The organism is Bradyrhizobium sp. 147 (assembly GCF_023073935.1).
Taxonomy (GTDB): Bacteria; Pseudomonadota; Alphaproteobacteria; order Rhizobiales; family Xanthobacteraceae; genus Bradyrhizobium.
In genome coordinates this window covers 12,803-29,988 of the sequence record NZ_JADPKL010000046.1, presented here as the reverse complement: position 1 = coordinate 29,988, position 17,186 = coordinate 12,803, and the positions used below count along the sequence as shown (strand labels likewise).

The 17,186-nt window shown below is 57.9% G+C and carries 15 protein-coding genes and 2 pseudogenes; 5 read left to right on the top strand and 12 right to left on the bottom strand.

Annotated features, from left to right (window positions below; all coding sequences use genetic code 11):
• On the top strand, window positions 1–304 hold a 304-nt coding region (locus IVA87_RS11305), incomplete at its 5' end, for a transposase domain-containing protein (protein WP_247333586.1).
• 970 nt (window positions 305–1,274) lie between these two features.
• Here IVA87_RS11305 and IVA87_RS11300 read toward each other — a convergent pair.
• Window positions 1,275–1,631 carry a response regulator gene (locus IVA87_RS11300; RefSeq protein ID WP_247333585.1) on the bottom strand — a complete coding sequence of 119 codons (357 nt, stop codon included), beginning with the start codon at window positions 1,629–1,631 and terminating at the stop codon, window positions 1,275–1,277.
• Window positions 1,632–1,895: 264 nt separating this feature from the next.
• Here IVA87_RS11300 and IVA87_RS11295 point away from each other — a divergent pair, with 264 nt between their 5' ends.
• Together IVA87_RS11295 and IVA87_RS11285 are read left to right on the top strand one after the other, a co-directional pair.
• Window positions 1,896–2,582, top strand: coding sequence for a Crp/Fnr family transcriptional regulator (locus IVA87_RS11295; RefSeq protein ID WP_247333584.1), 687 nt, complete (start codon window positions 1,896–1,898; stop codon window positions 2,580–2,582).
• A gap of 588 nt (window positions 2,583–3,170) precedes the next feature.
• A pseudogene (locus tag IVA87_RS11285) lies at window positions 3,171–3,320 on the top strand (transposase); the annotation flags it as partial.
• 453 nt (window positions 3,321–3,773) lie between these two features.
• Here IVA87_RS11285 and IVA87_RS11280 read toward each other — a convergent pair.
• The 4 genes and pseudogenes from IVA87_RS11280 to IVA87_RS11265 all read right to left on the bottom strand — a co-directional run.
• A pseudogene (locus tag IVA87_RS11280) lies at window positions 3,774–3,970 on the bottom strand (cell envelope biogenesis protein TolA); the annotation flags it as partial.
• Window positions 3,971–4,587: 617 nt separating this feature from the next.
• Window positions 4,588–5,022, bottom strand: coding sequence for a DoxX family protein (locus IVA87_RS11275; RefSeq protein WP_247333583.1), 435 nt, complete (start codon window positions 5,020–5,022; stop codon window positions 4,588–4,590).
• A gap of 312 nt (window positions 5,023–5,334) precedes the next feature.
• Window positions 5,335–7,107, bottom strand: a complete 1,773-nt coding sequence (locus IVA87_RS11270; RefSeq protein ID WP_247333582.1) for an adenylate/guanylate cyclase domain-containing protein — start codon at window positions 7,105–7,107, stop codon at window positions 5,335–5,337.
• A gap of 168 nt (window positions 7,108–7,275) precedes the next feature.
• A complete protein-coding gene (locus tag IVA87_RS11265; RefSeq protein ID WP_247333581.1) occupies window positions 7,276–7,824 on the bottom strand; it encodes a tetratricopeptide repeat protein in 549 nt (182 codons plus the stop codon).
• A 1,081-nt stretch (window positions 7,825–8,905) separates the two neighbouring features.
• Between IVA87_RS11265 and IVA87_RS11260 the strand changes: the two genes are divergently transcribed.
• Both IVA87_RS11260 and IVA87_RS11255 read left to right on the top strand, forming a co-directional pair.
• On the top strand, window positions 8,906–9,589 hold the full coding sequence (locus IVA87_RS11260) for a hypothetical protein (protein ID WP_247333578.1): 684 nt from the start codon (window positions 8,906–8,908) through the stop codon (window positions 9,587–9,589).
• 198 nt (window positions 9,590–9,787) lie between these two features.
• The gene (locus IVA87_RS11255; protein ID WP_247333577.1) at window positions 9,788–10,747 is read left to right on the top strand and encodes an ABC transporter substrate-binding protein; all 960 of its coding nucleotides are present in this window, start codon (window positions 9,788–9,790) and stop codon (window positions 10,745–10,747) included.
• Window positions 10,748–10,933: 186 nt separating this feature from the next.
• On the opposite strand, the gene IVA87_RS11250 is transcribed toward IVA87_RS11255, so the two are convergent.
• The 7 genes from IVA87_RS11250 to IVA87_RS11220 form a co-directional block, all read right to left on the bottom strand.
• Complete coding sequence (locus IVA87_RS11250) at window positions 10,934–11,767, bottom strand: hypothetical protein (protein ID WP_247333576.1); 834 nt, start codon at window positions 11,765–11,767, stop codon at window positions 10,934–10,936.
• Window positions 11,764–12,678, bottom strand: coding sequence for an adenylate/guanylate cyclase domain-containing protein (locus tag IVA87_RS11245; protein ID WP_247333587.1), 915 nt, complete (start codon window positions 12,676–12,678; stop codon window positions 11,764–11,766). The genes IVA87_RS11250 and IVA87_RS11245 overlap by 4 nt, the downstream gene beginning before the upstream one ends.
• A gap of 571 nt (window positions 12,679–13,249) precedes the next feature.
• Window positions 13,250–13,663, bottom strand: coding sequence for a nucleoside diphosphate kinase regulator (gene rnk, locus IVA87_RS11240; RefSeq protein ID WP_247333575.1), 414 nt, complete (start codon window positions 13,661–13,663; stop codon window positions 13,250–13,252).
• 16 nt (window positions 13,664–13,679) lie between these two features.
• Window positions 13,680–14,165 carry a GreA/GreB family elongation factor gene (locus IVA87_RS35335; RefSeq protein WP_247333574.1) on the bottom strand — a complete coding sequence of 162 codons (486 nt, stop codon included), beginning with the start codon at window positions 14,163–14,165 and terminating at the stop codon, window positions 13,680–13,682.
• A 1,643-nt stretch (window positions 14,166–15,808) separates the two neighbouring features.
• On the bottom strand, window positions 15,809–16,108 hold the full coding sequence (locus IVA87_RS11230) for a hypothetical protein (protein ID WP_247298031.1): 300 nt from the start codon (window positions 16,106–16,108) through the stop codon (window positions 15,809–15,811).
• A 140-nt stretch (window positions 16,109–16,248) separates the two neighbouring features.
• Window positions 16,249–16,467, bottom strand: coding sequence for a hypothetical protein (locus IVA87_RS11225; RefSeq protein ID WP_247298034.1), 219 nt, complete (start codon window positions 16,465–16,467; stop codon window positions 16,249–16,251).
• Window positions 16,468–16,540: 73 nt separating this feature from the next.
• Window positions 16,541–16,846 carry a GlsB/YeaQ/YmgE family stress response membrane protein gene (locus tag IVA87_RS11220; protein WP_247333573.1) on the bottom strand — a complete coding sequence of 102 codons (306 nt, stop codon included), beginning with the start codon at window positions 16,844–16,846 and terminating at the stop codon, window positions 16,541–16,543.
• Window positions 16,847–17,186: the final 340 nt, after the last annotated feature.

The following is a 17,186-nucleotide window of genomic DNA, read 5'->3' as shown; positions in this document are numbered from 1 at the left end:
CGGCCGCGTGTGCCTCTCCAACAATGCCGCCGAGCGAGGATTAAGAGGTATAGCTCTCGGACGAAAATCCTGGTTGTTCTGCGGTTCTGATCGTGGCGGACGGCGCGCAGCTTCCATGTACAGCTTGATCGTCACGGCCAAAATGAACGGCGTCGATCCGCAGGCCTGGCTCACCGATATCCTTGCCCGCATCGCCGACCACCCAGCTCATCGGCTCGAAGAGCTTCTGCCCTGGAATTGGACGCCGGGACAGCGATTGCTGCGCAGGCGGCGTGATCTGCGAGCTGATGACGCTGCTGAGTGACGACTAACCCGCCTGTGGCCTACGCCGGATGCTTACTTTCCAATGCTCCGCATTGGGAACGATTGACGGCGAGTGCTGCTCTAGGTCGCGGAGCCGGGCGATGCGGCTCTTTAGGCGCGCTGGCAATTCCGGCTCTGGTCTCAGATACGAGTGCAGTCTGTCGCCGATTTCTCGAACGATGGCTCGGCTGTGTACACGGTCAATGTCGATGTTGCTTCGCATAACGGGAACTTCCGCTGATAAAACCCTCCCCGGCAGGCCGTATCGCCCGGCGCTACCCTGAACCTCAATCAAGGCTGGGCAGACGATTTCTGAAAAAAAGCCGGAGACCGCCGCTTTTGGCTATCTTGCGCGAGCGCTTGTATTGAGAACAGCGGGTCGTTGAGGACCTTTGGCTATCCGCGACATGCGCCGGCGGCGGTCTCACCTATTCAATGCCCGGCAGGAGCATTCGTTCCCGTTCCAGCGCGACGCCCACTAGCGTTCCTACAGAACGATCTCAGGTCGTGACGTCTATCCGGAGGAAGGAGATAAACAGCGACTTTTATAGCTGAGCGAGCGTTGTGCTACGTCCGCAAAGGATCACGACGATCTTTCCGACTCGAACCGCAGAGTTCGACGTTTTGCGCAAGATCAAGCCGACTGACTTCGCGATAACTCGCTGCCGTGCCCGAACAACCTGCAGTTCAGTTTGCTGAAATTATGAGGCTCAGCGGGCCCGGCCTAGTCCCGCACAGGTGCCGAGACGATCCGCTGACATGGAAGGCACTTGTACAGCCTGCCGATCGCCAATTGCGCGCAAAGCTCCCACCGGCATCATTTCGCGGGTGCAATTCTCGCAGGCGGGAGGTGGCAGGAGGTTGCTGTCGGTAGGACGTGTACCCGTAAACCAAGCGCGTGATGCGACAAAGGTAGTATGCGCTGCGATAGAGACCCATGCGTCAAGTGGCAGGAGAGTAGACCACGGCAGCTAGTGGGACATATTTTCAAAGGTTCTCATCGCGGCAACAACATTCTTTCCGAGGTAAGGTTTTGCGATGAAAAGCGCGTTTGCCGGAATTTCAAGTGGCCTCAACTTCCCGGAAGTTATGATGATATGCACCGGAGGCCATCTGTCCCGGACAGCAGCGGCGAGCTTCAGCCCGTTGATGGAACCCGGCATTTCGATGTCTGTAAATAGCAAATGGATGTCTTTGCGGGCTTCCAGAATGGCGATGGCATGATCAGCGTTTTGTGCGACGACCACGGTAAACCCAGCCTCTTGGAGGTCTCCCGCCACAAGATCCCTGATTAGAACTTCATCCTCAACGACTAAAACTGTGGCCATTTGACCTCTTCGGTGGTCTTTGGGGCCACGAATGCTAAGTAAAGCGGCGCACAATGGTTCCTGAGTTCGTTTCCAAAAAGCCATTTGGATAGCCCCATAAAGGCGTAGGGGTCCCGCCCCGTCAGTGAAACAGCCCGCGCTATGTCCATCGCACTACAGACGTGCCGCCTGAATGAGCGTAAGAAGGAGACATTGCTGGCCACGATACTAGGCGTCAGTGACTGAGAGTTGAAATGCTCCCGCCTTACTGCGCGAGAGCTTTCAATGATCGAATCAAACCGTATCCTCGGCGCCTTGTCTGCTGCCGACCTCGAAGTCCTCAAGCCGCACCTCCGGCCTGTCAAACTTGAGCACCAGCGCATTTTGTTTGATACCGGCGATCCGGTACCTGTCGTATACTTCCCGCTGACCTGCGTGGTGTCATTAGTCGTGCCCCTGTCAACGGGACAGTCAGTCGAGGCCGCAATGGTCGGCCGAGATGGCGTTGTCGGAGCGGGAGCCGCGCTCGACGGGAAAATATCCCTGAACCGCGCAATCATTCAGCTGCCTGGCAACGCTTTGGAGTGTAACGCCAAGGCATTAGAGACCGCGGCATTTCAAAGCCGCGCTTTGATCGCCATGCTCGTTCGGCATGAACAGACCGTATTCGCACAAGCTCAGCAGTCGACGGCATGTATGGCCGCACATGACACTCAAGCCCGGCTTTGCCGCTGGATGCTCCGGGCTCGTGATCTAGCTGAAAGCGACACCCTGCCATTCACCCAAGAATTTCTGGCGGAAATGCTGGGCAGGAACAGAACCAGCGTCAGCCCGGTCGCGCATACGCTGCAACAAGCCGGGATGATCAGGTACACGCGAGGGCGCATCGAAATCCTCAACGTTGAGGGGCTGAGGGAAAGCGCCTGCGAATGCTACGAAGCGGTTCGATTGAATTACGATAAGCTACTTTAATGAGGGTCCGAGCCATACCTCGGCTCAAGCCTGATTACGAACCGAGCGAGACTCCAAAGCTCGCGGGGGCTCCGTCAATCAACTGCTTTGCCCATACAATCGAGTCGTCGTCATTTTCGCACGAAAAGACCCGGCATGCCACGAATTGCCCGTCGTTGCCGACTGTGTAAAGCCGACGATCAGTCATTTATCGCGGTGGGCGCAAACCTGGTGACGTGAGCCATTCGTTGATATGAACTGCGACGTCGGTCTGGCGCGCTCGTTTCATAAGAGCGTCCTTCTCCCGACCAGGCGGCATCCCCCGGGCTTGCTCTTTAAGTTGCGCAGCCGACTTGGCCAGTCGCTCATCGAAGGTCATGGTATGCTTGATCCGTCTTCGCTTCTGCAGCATGGCTATGTCCTCCTCGCAGCAAAAGTTAACGGCGTTTCACCTGCTGCGTCTGTCTCAGGGGCTACATAGGAGAAACGGGCTTCGTCGGTCAGTTGATATAAGCTTCTGCCGATAAGCCCTATCAGGGGATTGGCTAGGAGCGTTGCTTCCGGCCGAGCTGCCGTGATTCAAACCTCTCATAACTGGGGGCTCGAACCATGCGCTACGAACTCGCGGATCATGAATGGACCACCATCAGGCCGATGCTGCCGAACAAGCCGCGTGGCGTTCCCCGGGTAAACGACCGCCGTGTCATCAGTGGAATTTTCTCGGTCCTGCGATCCGCAGCGCCCTGGCGTGATCTCCCTGTCGCGCGCCATGGAAAACTGCCCCCTCAGCGTCACGAGGAATTGCCCCCTCCTCGGATAGCTGGGGAGAGAGTGAATGAAGCAGGAACGAATCACTGAAGGCTCGTCGTGGATTGATCCACGGGGGCAGGTGATGAAGACGCCGGATGACGTGGCGGAGATGTTGCCCCTGAGGGCGTGCGGGTGGGGTCTGAAGCGGATTGCGCGACAGCTGGGCTGCGGCCATCACACGGTGAAGGGCTACGTGGTGGCGGGCGGGGTGAAGGCGTTCAAGTCGCCTGAGCGGCCGAAGCGTCTCGACGGCCTTGAGGGTTGGCTGCGCGAGACGCTCGTTCGGCATCGCGGCAATGCCGACGTGGTGCGCCAGGACCTGTTGGCCGAGAAAGGCGTGACAGTCAGCCGGCGGACGCTGCAACGCGCCGTGCAGCCCTATCGCCAGGCGCTGAAGGCGGAGGGCCGCCTGAGCAGGACGCCAGGCTTCGCCGTCGTCGCGGCGACGATTTCGGGATCGTCGTTTCCTTCGCCAAACCCTGGTGGAACAGGTTGCTGTCGGCGCCCCACGCCTCCAGAGCCGCCTTCATCGATGGCGCTGCGATGGCCTGGTCGAAGAAGCCCAGCGAGGTTTGGTATGTCTTCAGTTTTCTCGGCATCGCGCCCGGGAGGTAGCTGCAACCACCTTAGTTATAACCGAGCCCGTGCACCGACGTCTTGCCCCAGGTTGCGGCTTCCAAGATCCGGTAGATCTGTTCGTGAACCAACGATCGCACTTTCCGTTGTGCTGCATCCGAGTGGCCACGACTGAGCGCATAAGGCAACCATGAGGACCAGCTCGCGCCAGCATCCCGATTCAATCAGCGAGAGGGACCTGACCCACCTCGAGTCGCTGATCCGCGAGGATTTCGAGCGATGCCATCCTGGCGAGACTCTGGAGGATCTCAAGCGGCGCGCGTTCTTTTCGAAGGAGGACAGAGGCCTGCTGCGGGACTGGATGGCGGTGGCGGCGGCTCGCGCCGCGGCCGCATGCGCGGCAAAGGAAGTCCCCAGACTAGGCCGTGACCCATAAATCGGCCGGGCGGCCGGCTCGCCAGAGTCCGCTTTACCCCGAACAGCGGTTGAAATCCGCAACTCAGTGAAATGACGCGATGGGCCAGTCTCGGACCTTGGCACTTCGCATTTGCGACGGCTCTACGCCAGTGAAGCCGACGTGTTCAGCTTGCCGACCGAAGGCCGAAAAGCGCCACCTGAAGAGGTGAGCCTGACAGCATCGTCAAGTTTGGACCCTCGCTTGTTGTGCGCCGCGATCCCATGGCAGTGTTGGCATGCGAACAGCATAGGCCCCATCGCCCAGCAACGCCTGCACGACGAGCATGACGGACCAGACGAGCGGAAGTTCCCAGCCAGCGTCGGTGAAGTAGAATCCTTTGCGAACGGCCCAGAACTGCGTCGCCCCGATCATCAAAGGCAGCGCATATAGGCTGACGTATCGGGTGTAGATGCCGAGGAGAAGCAGAACGGCACCAGCAAACTCGGCACTAAGGGTATAGTACAGGGCCCAGTCGGAGTATCCCGCGGTTTGCAGCGCGGTCCACCAAACTGATAGGCCTCTTGTCGCGACCTTCCAGTAAAGATGAGCAATGAAAAGCCCCGCGAGACAAAGCCGGAGCAACAGCGCGGCATAGGGTGCAGTGCGGATATCGATCATGAATCCCTCCCTTGCACGTGTTCGAAAATGATAGTCTCGGTTTGACGCCTCCTTTGAACCTAAATTCAGCACCCATGCGCACGCGGCTAAGCCACTGCCTTTGCCTCGACCGCTTGGGCGCCCGCTCAAGATGACAATCCACCACGAAGGCGAGGTTAGCGCACGGATCTGTAGCTTGCTACCGAATGTCCTCAACGGGGTCATGTGCAGACTTCAATGCACCCAGTTTGGATGTTCGATCTGCTTGCAACAACGGAAGTCGCCCCTATTTGGATCATCTCGTCCCAACGGGCGAGCATCTTTCTGCGAGGGTCATTCGGGCAACCCGGCTCGCCGCAAACCTTCTTCGTATCGCGAAAAGTCTTCGGCACGCCAAGGTGCCAGCAGCTCTTTGAGATTGGAAATACGTAGCGCGGGATTGAGTTGCCGCAGCCGAGCCATTAGCTTGCGTGCTTGCTCCGACCGTCCGGCCATTGCATTGCTCGCGGCGGCGATGCGTAATCCAGGTTGATAGCCCGGACTGTCCTGCAATGCCATTGCCGCCCACGATGCCGCTTCGTCATAGCGGCCGAGGAAGAAATGTGCATGCGCGGTCCCGCTTCGCATTCTTAACAGCGACGGATCAAGTGGGCTCAGGCGCATGGCACGCGCGAAGCGCTCGATCCCCGCTTCCGGCTCGCCGAGCCAATTTTTTACCCAGCCGCCGAAACTCCATGCCTCGGCCAGGTTGGAATTGAGCACAAGCGCACGATCGATTAAGCCGGCCCCTGCCTCGAGATCGCGAACGACATACGCTAATGCATACCCGCTGGCGGCGAGCGCGATCGCGTCATCCTTGCCCAACTCAACCGCCCGTTGGGCGAGCCTCGTCACTTCGGCAATCTCGTTCGCAGTGACTGAAATCCAGCCATTGACTTTGGCAATAGCATAGCAATGGGCGGCACGACCGTAGGCGGACGCAAAATCCGAGTCGAGCTCGATCGCGCTGTTGAACAGGCGCAATGCCTCGTCGTTCGCCTGCGGACTTGCAAACTGATAAAGCCTATCCAAACCGCGTAAATAGAGGGCATAGGCGTCGAGACTCTCGGTCGGCTTGCGCTTGGCACGCTCGATTTCGGCTTTTTCCACCGCTGGCGCGATCGCCCCGTCCACACTCTCGGTCACCTGGTCCTGCAGATCGAAGATGTCGCCGATCCCGCCATCAAACCGGTCTGCCCAAAGATGTGCCCCGGTGGAGGTATCGACGAGCTGTCGCACCCGGTTTGCCGCTTTGCGAACGCTGCCTTCCAGCACGTAGCGCACCCCAAGCTCGCGCCCGACTTGCTTCACATCGACGAGGCGCCCCTTGTATGTGAAACTCGAGTTGCGGGCGATGACGAACAGCGCCTTGAAATGAGACAGCGCCGTGATGATGTCCTCGGCCATTCCATCGGCAAAGTAGTCCTGTTCCGGATCGGAGCTCAGGTTGGTGAAGGGGAGAACGGCGATCGAGGGTTTATTCGGCAGAGCAAGGGTTTCAGAAACAGGCCAGCGGTTCGGCACGGCTGGCACGGCGCGACCGTATGGGACGCGCCAGACCCGTATCGGTTCGGCGATATTCTTCAAGGACTGCGAACCCAAATCCTCAAACGTTACATCTACCTTGCCACGAATTTGCCGGCGAGCGTCGTCCGAGATACTGATGCCGCCCGGCTCTGCAATCCCTTCGAGACGCACTGCAATATTGACCCCGTCACCAAAGATATCGTTCTCTTCGATAATGATATCACCGACGTGAATGCCGATGCGGAGCTCGATCCGCTTGTCCTGCGGCACGTCAATATTTTGTTCGGCCATGCCGCGCTGAATTTCGTCGGCACATCGGACCGCGTCGACTACGCTGGCGAACTCGGCGATAGCGCCGTCCCCGGTATTCTTGACGACACGACCGTGATGCTGCGCGATCTTGGGATCGAAAAGCGTCCTTCTAAGCGCTTTCAGTCGCGCCAGCGTGCCTTCTTCGTCTATCCCTATCAAGCGGCAAGAGCCTGCGACATCCGCCGCCAGAATAGCTGCTAGTCGTCTCTCTACGTGCTCGCTGCTCAAGATGCTCCCCCGTAACTGGGGAAATCGAATGGTTATATAGCACGATTGTGGGTCGATGTCCGGCTACGCCCAAGTCCGAAATGGGTCAAAGGCTACCCCAGTCACCGTTCATGCCGTCGTCGGGTTTCTTCGGACCTCAGTGCGCTTGGCTCACGTATTGAATGTTAGTTAGGCAGGAATTCCGGCCAACCGCAGCCCCTCACGCAAGCGCATTTCGTCCTCAGGACGCCGCAGATTAGAGGCATCCGCGAGCCAGTTCACATAGACCTCCGGACCCGCCGCAGGATCACCACGCCAGAGCCCACGAACTGATTGGAGAAACCGTCCCGCACACTGACTCGCCTGCTCGGTTCGCCCCAGGTGGCCGCAACCCGCCGCGCACCACGCAAGATCCTGGGGATGCTGCAAAGGATTCGCTCTGGTACTCTCTTCGAGGATTGCCGCAGCCTCCTCATAGCGCCCGAGAAGAAAGAGGGTCCGCGATCGGTAATAGCTGTACCACCCGGGGTGGAGTGGGTTGATACGTCTGGCGAACTCGGCGGCTTCGAGGCCACGCCCAGGATGGCCCAGACACGCCTGGACCGATGCCCAAGTAATTTGAACCATAGCGTCGTTCGGGTTGAGGGTCCGCGCCAAATCGAGATGGCGCGCAGCGCGGTCAAACTCGCGCCAGGTCAGGTCAATCTCGTCGTTCAGCACCTTTGGGAGCAATTGCACTTGGCGCTCCGACTGAAGAACAGCGAGGCACATCCACCAAATGCCCAAGATATTGGTTTTGATCCTGCCTCTGTAAGAACTGTATTGCTAACTGCGTTACGTTCGGCGGGTGTAACGATCCTCCATGAGGCAGCCGGGGGGACCGAAGAGCCGCCGTGGTCCTAAACGCGAAACGTAGGGCAGAAGCTTCCAATGTCTTAGTTGGGTCAAACCGCGAAGAACTCAGGCTGGGCAAATCCGGTCCACTCTGCCGCGATCAGCGGACCTCCCTCAGACCCGGCGCAACTTCGCAGACGGGCCAAAATCGGAAGTTCGACCTTTAAAGTGTGGCCAGCAACGATCCATTAATCGTGACCACTCGCCTCACGTTCCCTGTGGGACTGTCGTCTAAGTTGTGATTGGCGTGCCGTGGCTGGACGCTTCTGGTAGAATGAAGAGGCCGCCAACTGAGGCCGCATATGGAGGGCTTGAACGTGCCGCACTGGCTCCCCGCTCTCATCTGTTTTGCTGTGCTCGCGGCGTTCATCGGCTATGCGTTCCGTCAAGGAATGAAGGTGTCTCCAGATGGGAACAATACCAATACCGGGCCAAGCCCAAATGACTACCCACCCGGTCCTTTTTGAAATTCAGTTTCATCCGCGCGAACAGCAGGGCGGAGTGCAGGTCAGTGCCGCAAACGCGCATCATGTACATCGAGAATAAATCCGCATCGCTGAATGGACCGGCGCGGATCGGCCGCGTCTCCTTCTCAAAAACGGGTAAATCCATCAGCTATGGGGGGCGCACTTTCCAAAGCCTGAAAGGTAGTGGGTTCAAGGCAAACTTCTTCGAAGTTGACACTAGAGACAGATTTTGGATTTCAGGCCCGCGAAGATGGCAAAGACCGCCTCTACGCTGAAAGCTCCGCACCTGTCGAAATCGACCCTGACGTCGCGGAGGAATACTGGCGTGTCATTAGGGGAAAGCACTCCGAGTGATTTCCACGAACATCGCCGTTACTTCTGCTGTGGGTCACAATGCGAAGAACTCAAGCTGAGCAAATCTAGTCCGCTGGAGCGGTGCGTTCCTCAAGGACTCGGAGATGGCTTTGTACACGAATTATTCCGACATTCGTAGCCGCATAAGCGAAGAGCCTTCATGGTTCGATGAGTCCGCAGTCCCTCGCTATGGACCTTTCAAGCCAGACGCGGTCGCAAATTTTTATGCCCGTGAGGCCGCTCTGGTTCTCGCTGCATGTCAACGCTGTGGTCATCATTTTCGATTGGCGATTTCACAGCCCTATTTCGAGAAGGATCCGGATGTGGCAACTGCCATCTGTCACCGGAGTTTGCACTATGGCGATCCCCCTAACATCGGTTGCTGTGAGGCGGGGCCATCGACGACAGTCGTAGAACTCGAGGTCTTGGAGTACTGGTGGCGCAGATTGGGCTATGACTGGAAACGAGAGGCTTCATTCGAGGTCGGCGTTGTTTCCGAAGTAATGAGCGACGACTACCGGTACGAGGCCTACTACGATGTGGATCGCAACCCCGAATTTCCCTTGTCGTTTGGCTCCATACCGAAGGAGCCAAAGGGGGCGCAATTTGAGGAGCTTGTGACGGAATTGTTGACGCGATATCCAGCGGCGCCCCGCGAAGCGGTCGAAGTTGCCCTGCGTTCCGTCTGGACGGAGCGCATGTTTTCACGACGATGTTCTCAACTTGCTGAAGACGCGCTTGCTGGATTTCAGTGGCCTGCTGCTACGCCAGACCGGGACGGCGCTTGAAGTCCGCTTCGCGTCAATCGCGTCGGTTTAGTCACCCCGCGTTGGCTTCTGGTCGGACCTGATGAGCGGACATCTTTAGTGCTCATCGCAAGGTCCCAAACGGGCCGCAACCCGACTCTCACGCACCGCAGCAAGCGAGACCATATTCTTTGAGGAATCCGCCCGTGCTAACCTCGAAGTGCGGACAAGGAGAGACACATGGCTCGTTCAGTAACGCGTCGTGCCTTGCTTACGACAGCCTCTTTGGTTGCCTTTGACGCCGTGGTGCACGCCGAGCGATCGCAGCCATGGCGGGTTGGGCTGGTTACCTCCGGACAAGGCGACAGGATCATCGGCTGGTTCAGAGAAGCTTTGGAAGCCAAGGGATATCGGGAGGGAAAGGACCTCGTATTCGAGCTGCGCGAAGCCAAGGGACACTACGCGCTGTTACCGCATTTAGTTGAGGAACTCGTTGCACTAAAGCCGGACATCATAATTGCCGAAGCGACGCCTGCGATTGCAGCTGCACAACGAGCGACCTCGACAATTCCGATCATCATGGCGCCATCCATCGATCCGATCGGCTCTGGCTTCGTCAGAAGTTTTGCCAAGCCCGGCGGTAACATCACTGGCGTTGCGAATATGTTCGGTGATCTCACAGCGAAGACCCTCGACATCATTCGCCTTCTGTTTCCCAAGGTGCGGAAAATCGGTGTACTCACTTCAAACAACCCGACGCATCCGGCGTTGGCTGACGTAGCGGTCAGGTCGGCGGACGTCATCGGCATTTCAGCCCAACGGTTCGTTGCGCCAAACCCCGAGGACGTCGAAAAGGCGTTCGCCGACATGCAGGCTGCGGAGTGCGAGATCGTCTACGTACTTGCGGACCCGCCGCGGCGGTCATTGCCATCAATCGCACTTAAGTACCGCCTGCCGACAGTATATCAGGTCACCAATTACCCAGACTTGGGTGGGTTGATGGCTTATGGGCCGGATATCAAGGCTCTATTTGTTCTAGCGGCCGATTACGTGGACCGCATCCTAAAAGGTGCGAATGCAGACTTGCCAGTTGAGCAACCGACGAAGTTTCAGTTCGTGATCAATCTCCAAACGGCCAAAGCGTTGCATTTGGCCGTCCCGGAGCAAGTGCTCCTATTGGCAGACAGAGTGATCGAGTAGATTGAAACCGAAAGTCCGCTTCGGTCAAAACGCGAAGAACTCAGGTTGAGCAAATCTGGCCCGCTCTGGACTCAACAAGCGGACTTCCGGCCGCCGAGGCGCAGCTTCGCAAGTGGGCCAGGAGCCGACTATTGCACCGCAAGTGCGGTGGATGCCGTGGTGTTAGTTCTCTTGGCACGCCTTTATTCAGGTATGTTGATTCGATTGATAAAAGCTTGCGCGATCGCTTGATGCTCGGGTTTTCGATACCGAATACATTTCCCTCAACAAGGTTTTGCGCAAACTCGGGTACAGCTCGACAATTCGTCCGCAAGTCCTATTCGCGCCGTCCACGTCGCCGTTCAGCAACGCTACGTCATATAGCCTCAGCAAGCCATGAACGTCGGTCGGATTGAGCGACAAGAGCTTTCCCGCCCAATCAGCTTGCTCGGTTGGCGATCCGCTGATCAAAGCAGCAGTGAGGTGGCCTCGCAAGGCTCCAACGATGTTCACCTTGTCCAATGGACTTAGCCGGATAGCCTGGTCCAACGCATCACGAGCACCGAGCAGGTCACCCAACAAAGCGCTGAGGTAGCCATTGATGGCCCAGGCTTGGAGATGATTGGGATTGAGCTGCAGGGACCGATCGGCCAGCGCGACTCCTCGCTCCACCTCATCGTTCATGTTCCCGACGATGTAAGCGGCTAGACCCAGAACCGCGTCATCACTCGGCGCGAGCTCAAGCGCGCGATTGGTAAGCTGAATCGCTTGCGCGCGCTCTTGCTCGGAGTAGCGCTGCAAATAATTCCAATATCGATTGTGCACACAAAACGCGGCCTGAACATATGGCGCAGCAAAGATTGCATCGAGTTTAAAAGCCGTTTCGAACTCGACCTGTGCCAGTTTGTTCGTTTCGAGAGTTCGTCGATGGTTCAAGGCCAAGCCGCGCAAGAAGTGGTCGTAGCTATCCCAGCTGTCCAAGGGCTTTCGAACCACCTGGTCGGCATCCGCGAGGATTAATTGGGGCGCAATCTGGCTCACGACCCGAGCAGCGACCGTATCTTGCAGTTCAAAGACATCCTCAATGGATCCGTCGAATTTGTCAGCCCAAAGATGCGATCCTGTGGCAGCCTCGACGAGTTGGCCTGTGATGCGTACCGGTTCGCGGCCTTTCTCACGCTACCTTCCAGAACGTATCTGATCCCTAGTTCGCGACCGACCTTGCGGACGTCGATTGCCTCGCCCTTGTAGGTGAACGACGCGTTGCGGGCGATAACGAATAGCGACCTGAATCGCGACAGTGCAGTAATGATGTCCTCGACGATACCGTCAGCAAGGTATTCTTGTTCGGGATCGCCCGACATGTTCTGAAATGGCAAAACTGCAATGGAAGGCTTGTCAGGAAGCGGCAGCGACTGAGGTTTGCTTGCAGTCGCTGCGGCCGCCGGAGCGGCTCCACTAGTAAGCTGAGCCCGCCAAGCGGGCATGGGCTCGCTGATGTTTTTTAGGGACTGCAACCCAAGATCACTCCACGTGACCTCGATCTTGCCCCGGATCTGGCGATAGGTATCGCCAGAAATGCAAACGCCCCCCGGATCGGCAATTCCTTCTAGCCGAGCGGCAATGTTTACACCGTCGCCATAGATGTCGTTGTCGTCGACGATAACGTCACCGACATGGATACCAATGCGAAGATCGATACGTTGGTCCTGTGGGACAGAAGCATCCCGCTCAGCCATGCCGCGCTGGACTTCAACGGCACTGCGAACCGCATCCAGAGCGCTGGCAAACTCGACCAGTATGCCATCGCCGGTGGTTTTAACGATCCGACCGCGATGTTTGGCAATGGTTAGGTCAACCAGTTCCCGTCGGATTGCCTTGAGCCGGGCGAGCGTGCCTTCCTCATCTGCACCCATGAGGCGGCTATACCCCGCGACATCCGCCGCCAGCACCGCCGCCAATCGCCGCTCTACCCTGTCGCCCGCTAAAATTGCCCCCCGGGGAACCAACCCTAGATAGCCTCATCAAAGCATGGCACGTGGTCTCGGGGCTAGAGCCAATGTCCGGGATGGGTCAATTGCGAAGAAATTACGTTGAGCAAATCTGGTCCGCTCTAGCACAATGAGCGGACCTCCGTAGACGAGGCGCAACGTGCGCTGATGGGCCATTGGACTAAACCGCTCGCGCTCTGGGCTAACGTTAGACACGGGCCACAAACGGACTCATGCAGTGCAGCGGCAACCACCCATTTGATCAACCTTGTCGGCCAATGATCAGCACACATCGCGGACTGCGATGGTGAAGTCGCGCTGGTTCACGTTGTCCAATCAGCGTGGTTGAGCAGTCCCCGCGCTTGGGATGCCCCAGCTCGATCACAGGCCGAGAGGGGTTGCCCCCAAGAGGTTGGATCTTCAAGTCTTGAAGAAAGTCGCAACATAGAACAGGCCAGCCAAAACGATGGTGGTACCGATGACTGTTAAGGCGGCCTGTCTGGTTGAAACGTCGCGCATGTCAACGCCTCCTTCAGTTGGACACGCCTAGCACCGTCAACGACCGCTTGTTGTGCCCCGGGGTTTGAAACTCAATGGTTTGGCCAACCGACAGGCCGATCAACGCAGCTCCGACCGGCGTAAGAACCGAGACGCGCTTTAGCGTTATGTCCGCTTCGTGGGGATAAACCAAGACTACGTCCCGGACCTCACCGGTCTTGTCATCGCAGTACCGGACCTTCGAGCCCATGCGGACTACGCCGGGAAGATCGGAATTGTCCGCCACCACGTTTGCACGCTCTATCTCCTGTGCAAGGAAATGGGCCACGCGCGGGAAGAGCACCGCGCTCGAACTGGCCAGAGCGTTGAGACGCCGCGCCTCATCCTCCATCACTGTGATGGGCGGCAGTATCATCTCAGGTCTGCCTTTGCGATTGGTCTTGCTCATCACCTTCTCTCCTTTCCTAAGCGGCTGATGGTCCTGGATCATTGTCATCAAAGAGCTTCTTGCCCTTGACCCCTGGATTGCTAGACAGAACCCTGACAACATCGTTCGGATCACCTCGGCTGACACGTTCGACCTTGACGACGTTGGTGCGCCCAGCGGTGAGGAAGGGGATTTCGCTTCCGACCTTCAGCCCGACCAACGCTGCGCCCAACGGCGACATCACGGGGATTTGGGTTCGTTCGGACGTGTAGTCTTCGGGGTACACCAGTTGCCTTGTCTCGCGGGGGAAGCCCCAGGTGATCCAGAACGTCACCCACGAACCCATGGTGACGATGCTGTCCAATCTGGCTGCGCGATCAGGGACGACTTCCGCACGGTTGAGCTCACCCAACAAAAAACGTGCGTCCACGTTGCCCTGATCCGCGCCCGTCTGCGCGAGCCGTTGCAAGCGACGATGGTCGGACGCCGGAAGAGTGACGTTTGGGAAAAAGGGGTTGTTCACGACATGCCTCCTTGTTCGGGGCTACTCCTCGCGGGAGCGCCACACACCAAATCTGTTTGATGAAGGAAGGGGGTAATCCGGACGGCAGCAACTACCGTCCGGCTAAGCTCCTGCTTGGAGCCGTCCGGCGTGCAAGCAATGCCGCGCAATGCGCGGATCGATGTCGAGGACGTGGATCATGTCGCGGCCATCATAGGATCTTCCGCTGTCCCCGTAACGCGACTAAAGAGCACACACGTAGCAAGAGAGTTATAAGGATTGTCAACGTCCGTATGGGTCAAACTCCGCCTTCGCGGCTCGCATCATGCTGTTCGGCTCACTTCCGGACAAAATTGGCCGGTTGGACTGCTGCGATCTGCTTCCGCTCTACACTCGACAGCCGACACCAAGGCTTAGATCCCGTTGGACAGCAATGGGCCCACAAGCGGACCTCATAGGAGTGTCAACCTGATGGCAACCATAGGCGAGAGAGACGCGAATACGAACACGTTAACAAGCATAGATTGCTACCCCGTCTCGCGATAAGCTTGCCTATGGATGGGTTCTCAATGAGCAGCAGTTGCATCGCTGCGCTACTTTTGATGACGATCGCTTTGCTGGTGGTCGCAATGATGCTCGAGTCCTATTGGGATTGTCGCCTCCAGAAACGGGGATCCATGACAGAATGCATGCCCGGCCGTCCAGGACCGACAGGACTTTATTGAATAGACGGATTAGAGCAGCGTGGATGCATTGACGGATGGCAGTTTACACACCCGCACGTCTCACGCGAAGTCTAGTCGTCGCAGATGATCGCCTGCAATGGATGATGACATCGACGATAGTGGATGGCGATTAGCCGGTTCTGGCTTCCTCAGGGAAGAGTGACGCCTCTCGGGCCGGTGCAGCGCAACCCCGCTTTGGGTCAATAGCGCCGATTGAGTCGCGCCGTGTCGCTCCGGTGTGCCCCGATCAGCAAACGTGCCTGAGCCAAATCGAACTTCGCCACGGGGCCAAGAGCAGAAGGTGTGCGCTAACGACTAAAGCCGCCTCGCGGGCCAAACACAGGTTGCGTTTCCATCTTCTTTATTGTTGGCAAGGTACTCAGCCATTTTTGCGCTGAGCGAAACCAGAACTGATCGGCCGGAATCAATTGGTCGCGCTGTTTGATGGCGCCGACGCGCATGCTTAGGACTTTTGCGCCTTCGCCGATGGGCGCCGAATAGATTGGTGTACCGCAATCAGGACAGAACGTCTGCTCTCGCTTATTTCCGCTCTCCCCGGTTTTGACGTGTCAATCGGCGTTCGACTGGGACCCCCTATCGGCATCCAAAAAAAGGGGCTCTGACGCAAATTCGATGACGGCGACGCGGATCATGCTACACCGAGCAATCGTGCTTCGAGAAGTCAATTTTCGGCGCGCCCATACGGTCCTGATCCCTGGTGAGCGGATAACCCGGAACGGTTGGCGTCGTTGTTCGGAGTTAGAAACCCCTTCTACATACACACTTTCCAACTCCGCACGATATCTTAGCTTGGCAGCACGACGGGGTGTTCGTGAGGCCTCTCACTCTCTTTCAGTCTGTCCTACTGCTCTACAAAAGGGGCGCCCGATGCGGCGGCCCTCCTTCTCAATGCAATGCGGTGACAGTGCACTTTAATGATCACCGCCAATCAGCAAGATCACCAAGGCCGCCACCAACCAAAGACGGCCTCGGATGTTGTATGGCCAGGCCGTTAGTACCAACGGCGATGGTGGCCTCTGCCCCCGCCATAGTGATGACCGCGGCCGCCAGGCCCCATGTGACCGTTGCCATTCCATGACCTCCACGCACGAGCATGAGCGGACTGTCGGAGCCGGCAACCAGCGTGTCCGCCACCACTCGGGGCATAGCGGAAGCAGGTAGCGTTGACATCGCCGCGACTGCGCAGGCGGCCACACCGATCAACACCAGACGTTTCATGTTGGGGCTTCTCCAGGAGCCGCGCGATCGCGGCTACAATTGTGAATGCTTCCGCAGACCATTTAAGTTCCATCGAGACATCAGGGCACGACAATAAACGCGAGCGCTTCCGCGCCGGCACACAAGCTGGTGGAGCGGTGTCAGCAGCGCGTCGAGATCTGAAGCTCCATTAACGCGATGCGTTGCAGGACCATGGGGTCTCGCTCGCCGTCCTTGGCGGTGCGAAGGATCGTTTCCGCGATGGATTGGATATGCGCGGAGCTGACTTGGCCAGGCAGTGACGCAACCGCCGCGTCCAACGCAGCTTTCATGGTGCCGATCGTTTCAGGCGAAAAGGATGCATTCGAAAAGTCTAGCATGATGGCACCGATCCGGCGGCAACCACGAGCGCCCGCGTTTCGCTGGTGTCCGATACCGTTGCGCGAGCATGGGTCACCAGCGACGACCCCAGCTCCCGCGCCAGCTGCTTCCCCATCCACCGCCACCGCGGACTAGCCGGACGACGAGCAGGAGCAGGACCGCGCCGAAGGTGGCGTTGACGATGGCGCTGACGGTGCCGCTCCCGAGATGCACGCCGAGCTGAGGAAACAACCAGCTGCCGACAAACGCGCCCAGGATTCCGACAATGATGTCACCGACGATCCCAAAGCCGGTCCCGCGGACGATCTGGCCCGCCAACCAGCCGGCGACGAGACCTACGAATAGGATGATCAAAAGGCTTTCGCTCGACATGTTCATTTTGTTACCTCAATCGTTTGGTTCGAATGGCTGCTGATCTGCGCAATCTGGTCCGATGAAGTCGTAAGATGTTGCGGTGCTTGTACCCGCGGACAGTGCCATTGTTGACGCCGCAGCGATCCAGACGGGCTACGAAAGTTCTGTCCGCTCGGAGCTCCCTAATCAAACAGGCGCCATGACCTAGAGTTCCCTCGATACAACTTATATTTGAATCGACCCGATCTCTTCCGGACCGGCGCAGGCCGTTGAAACCTCTGTCATCGACAAACAACGGTTACTCGCAGACCTTTCGACGAGCTTGGCACTTGATCGCCATTAAACCAGAAATTGAAACGGAACC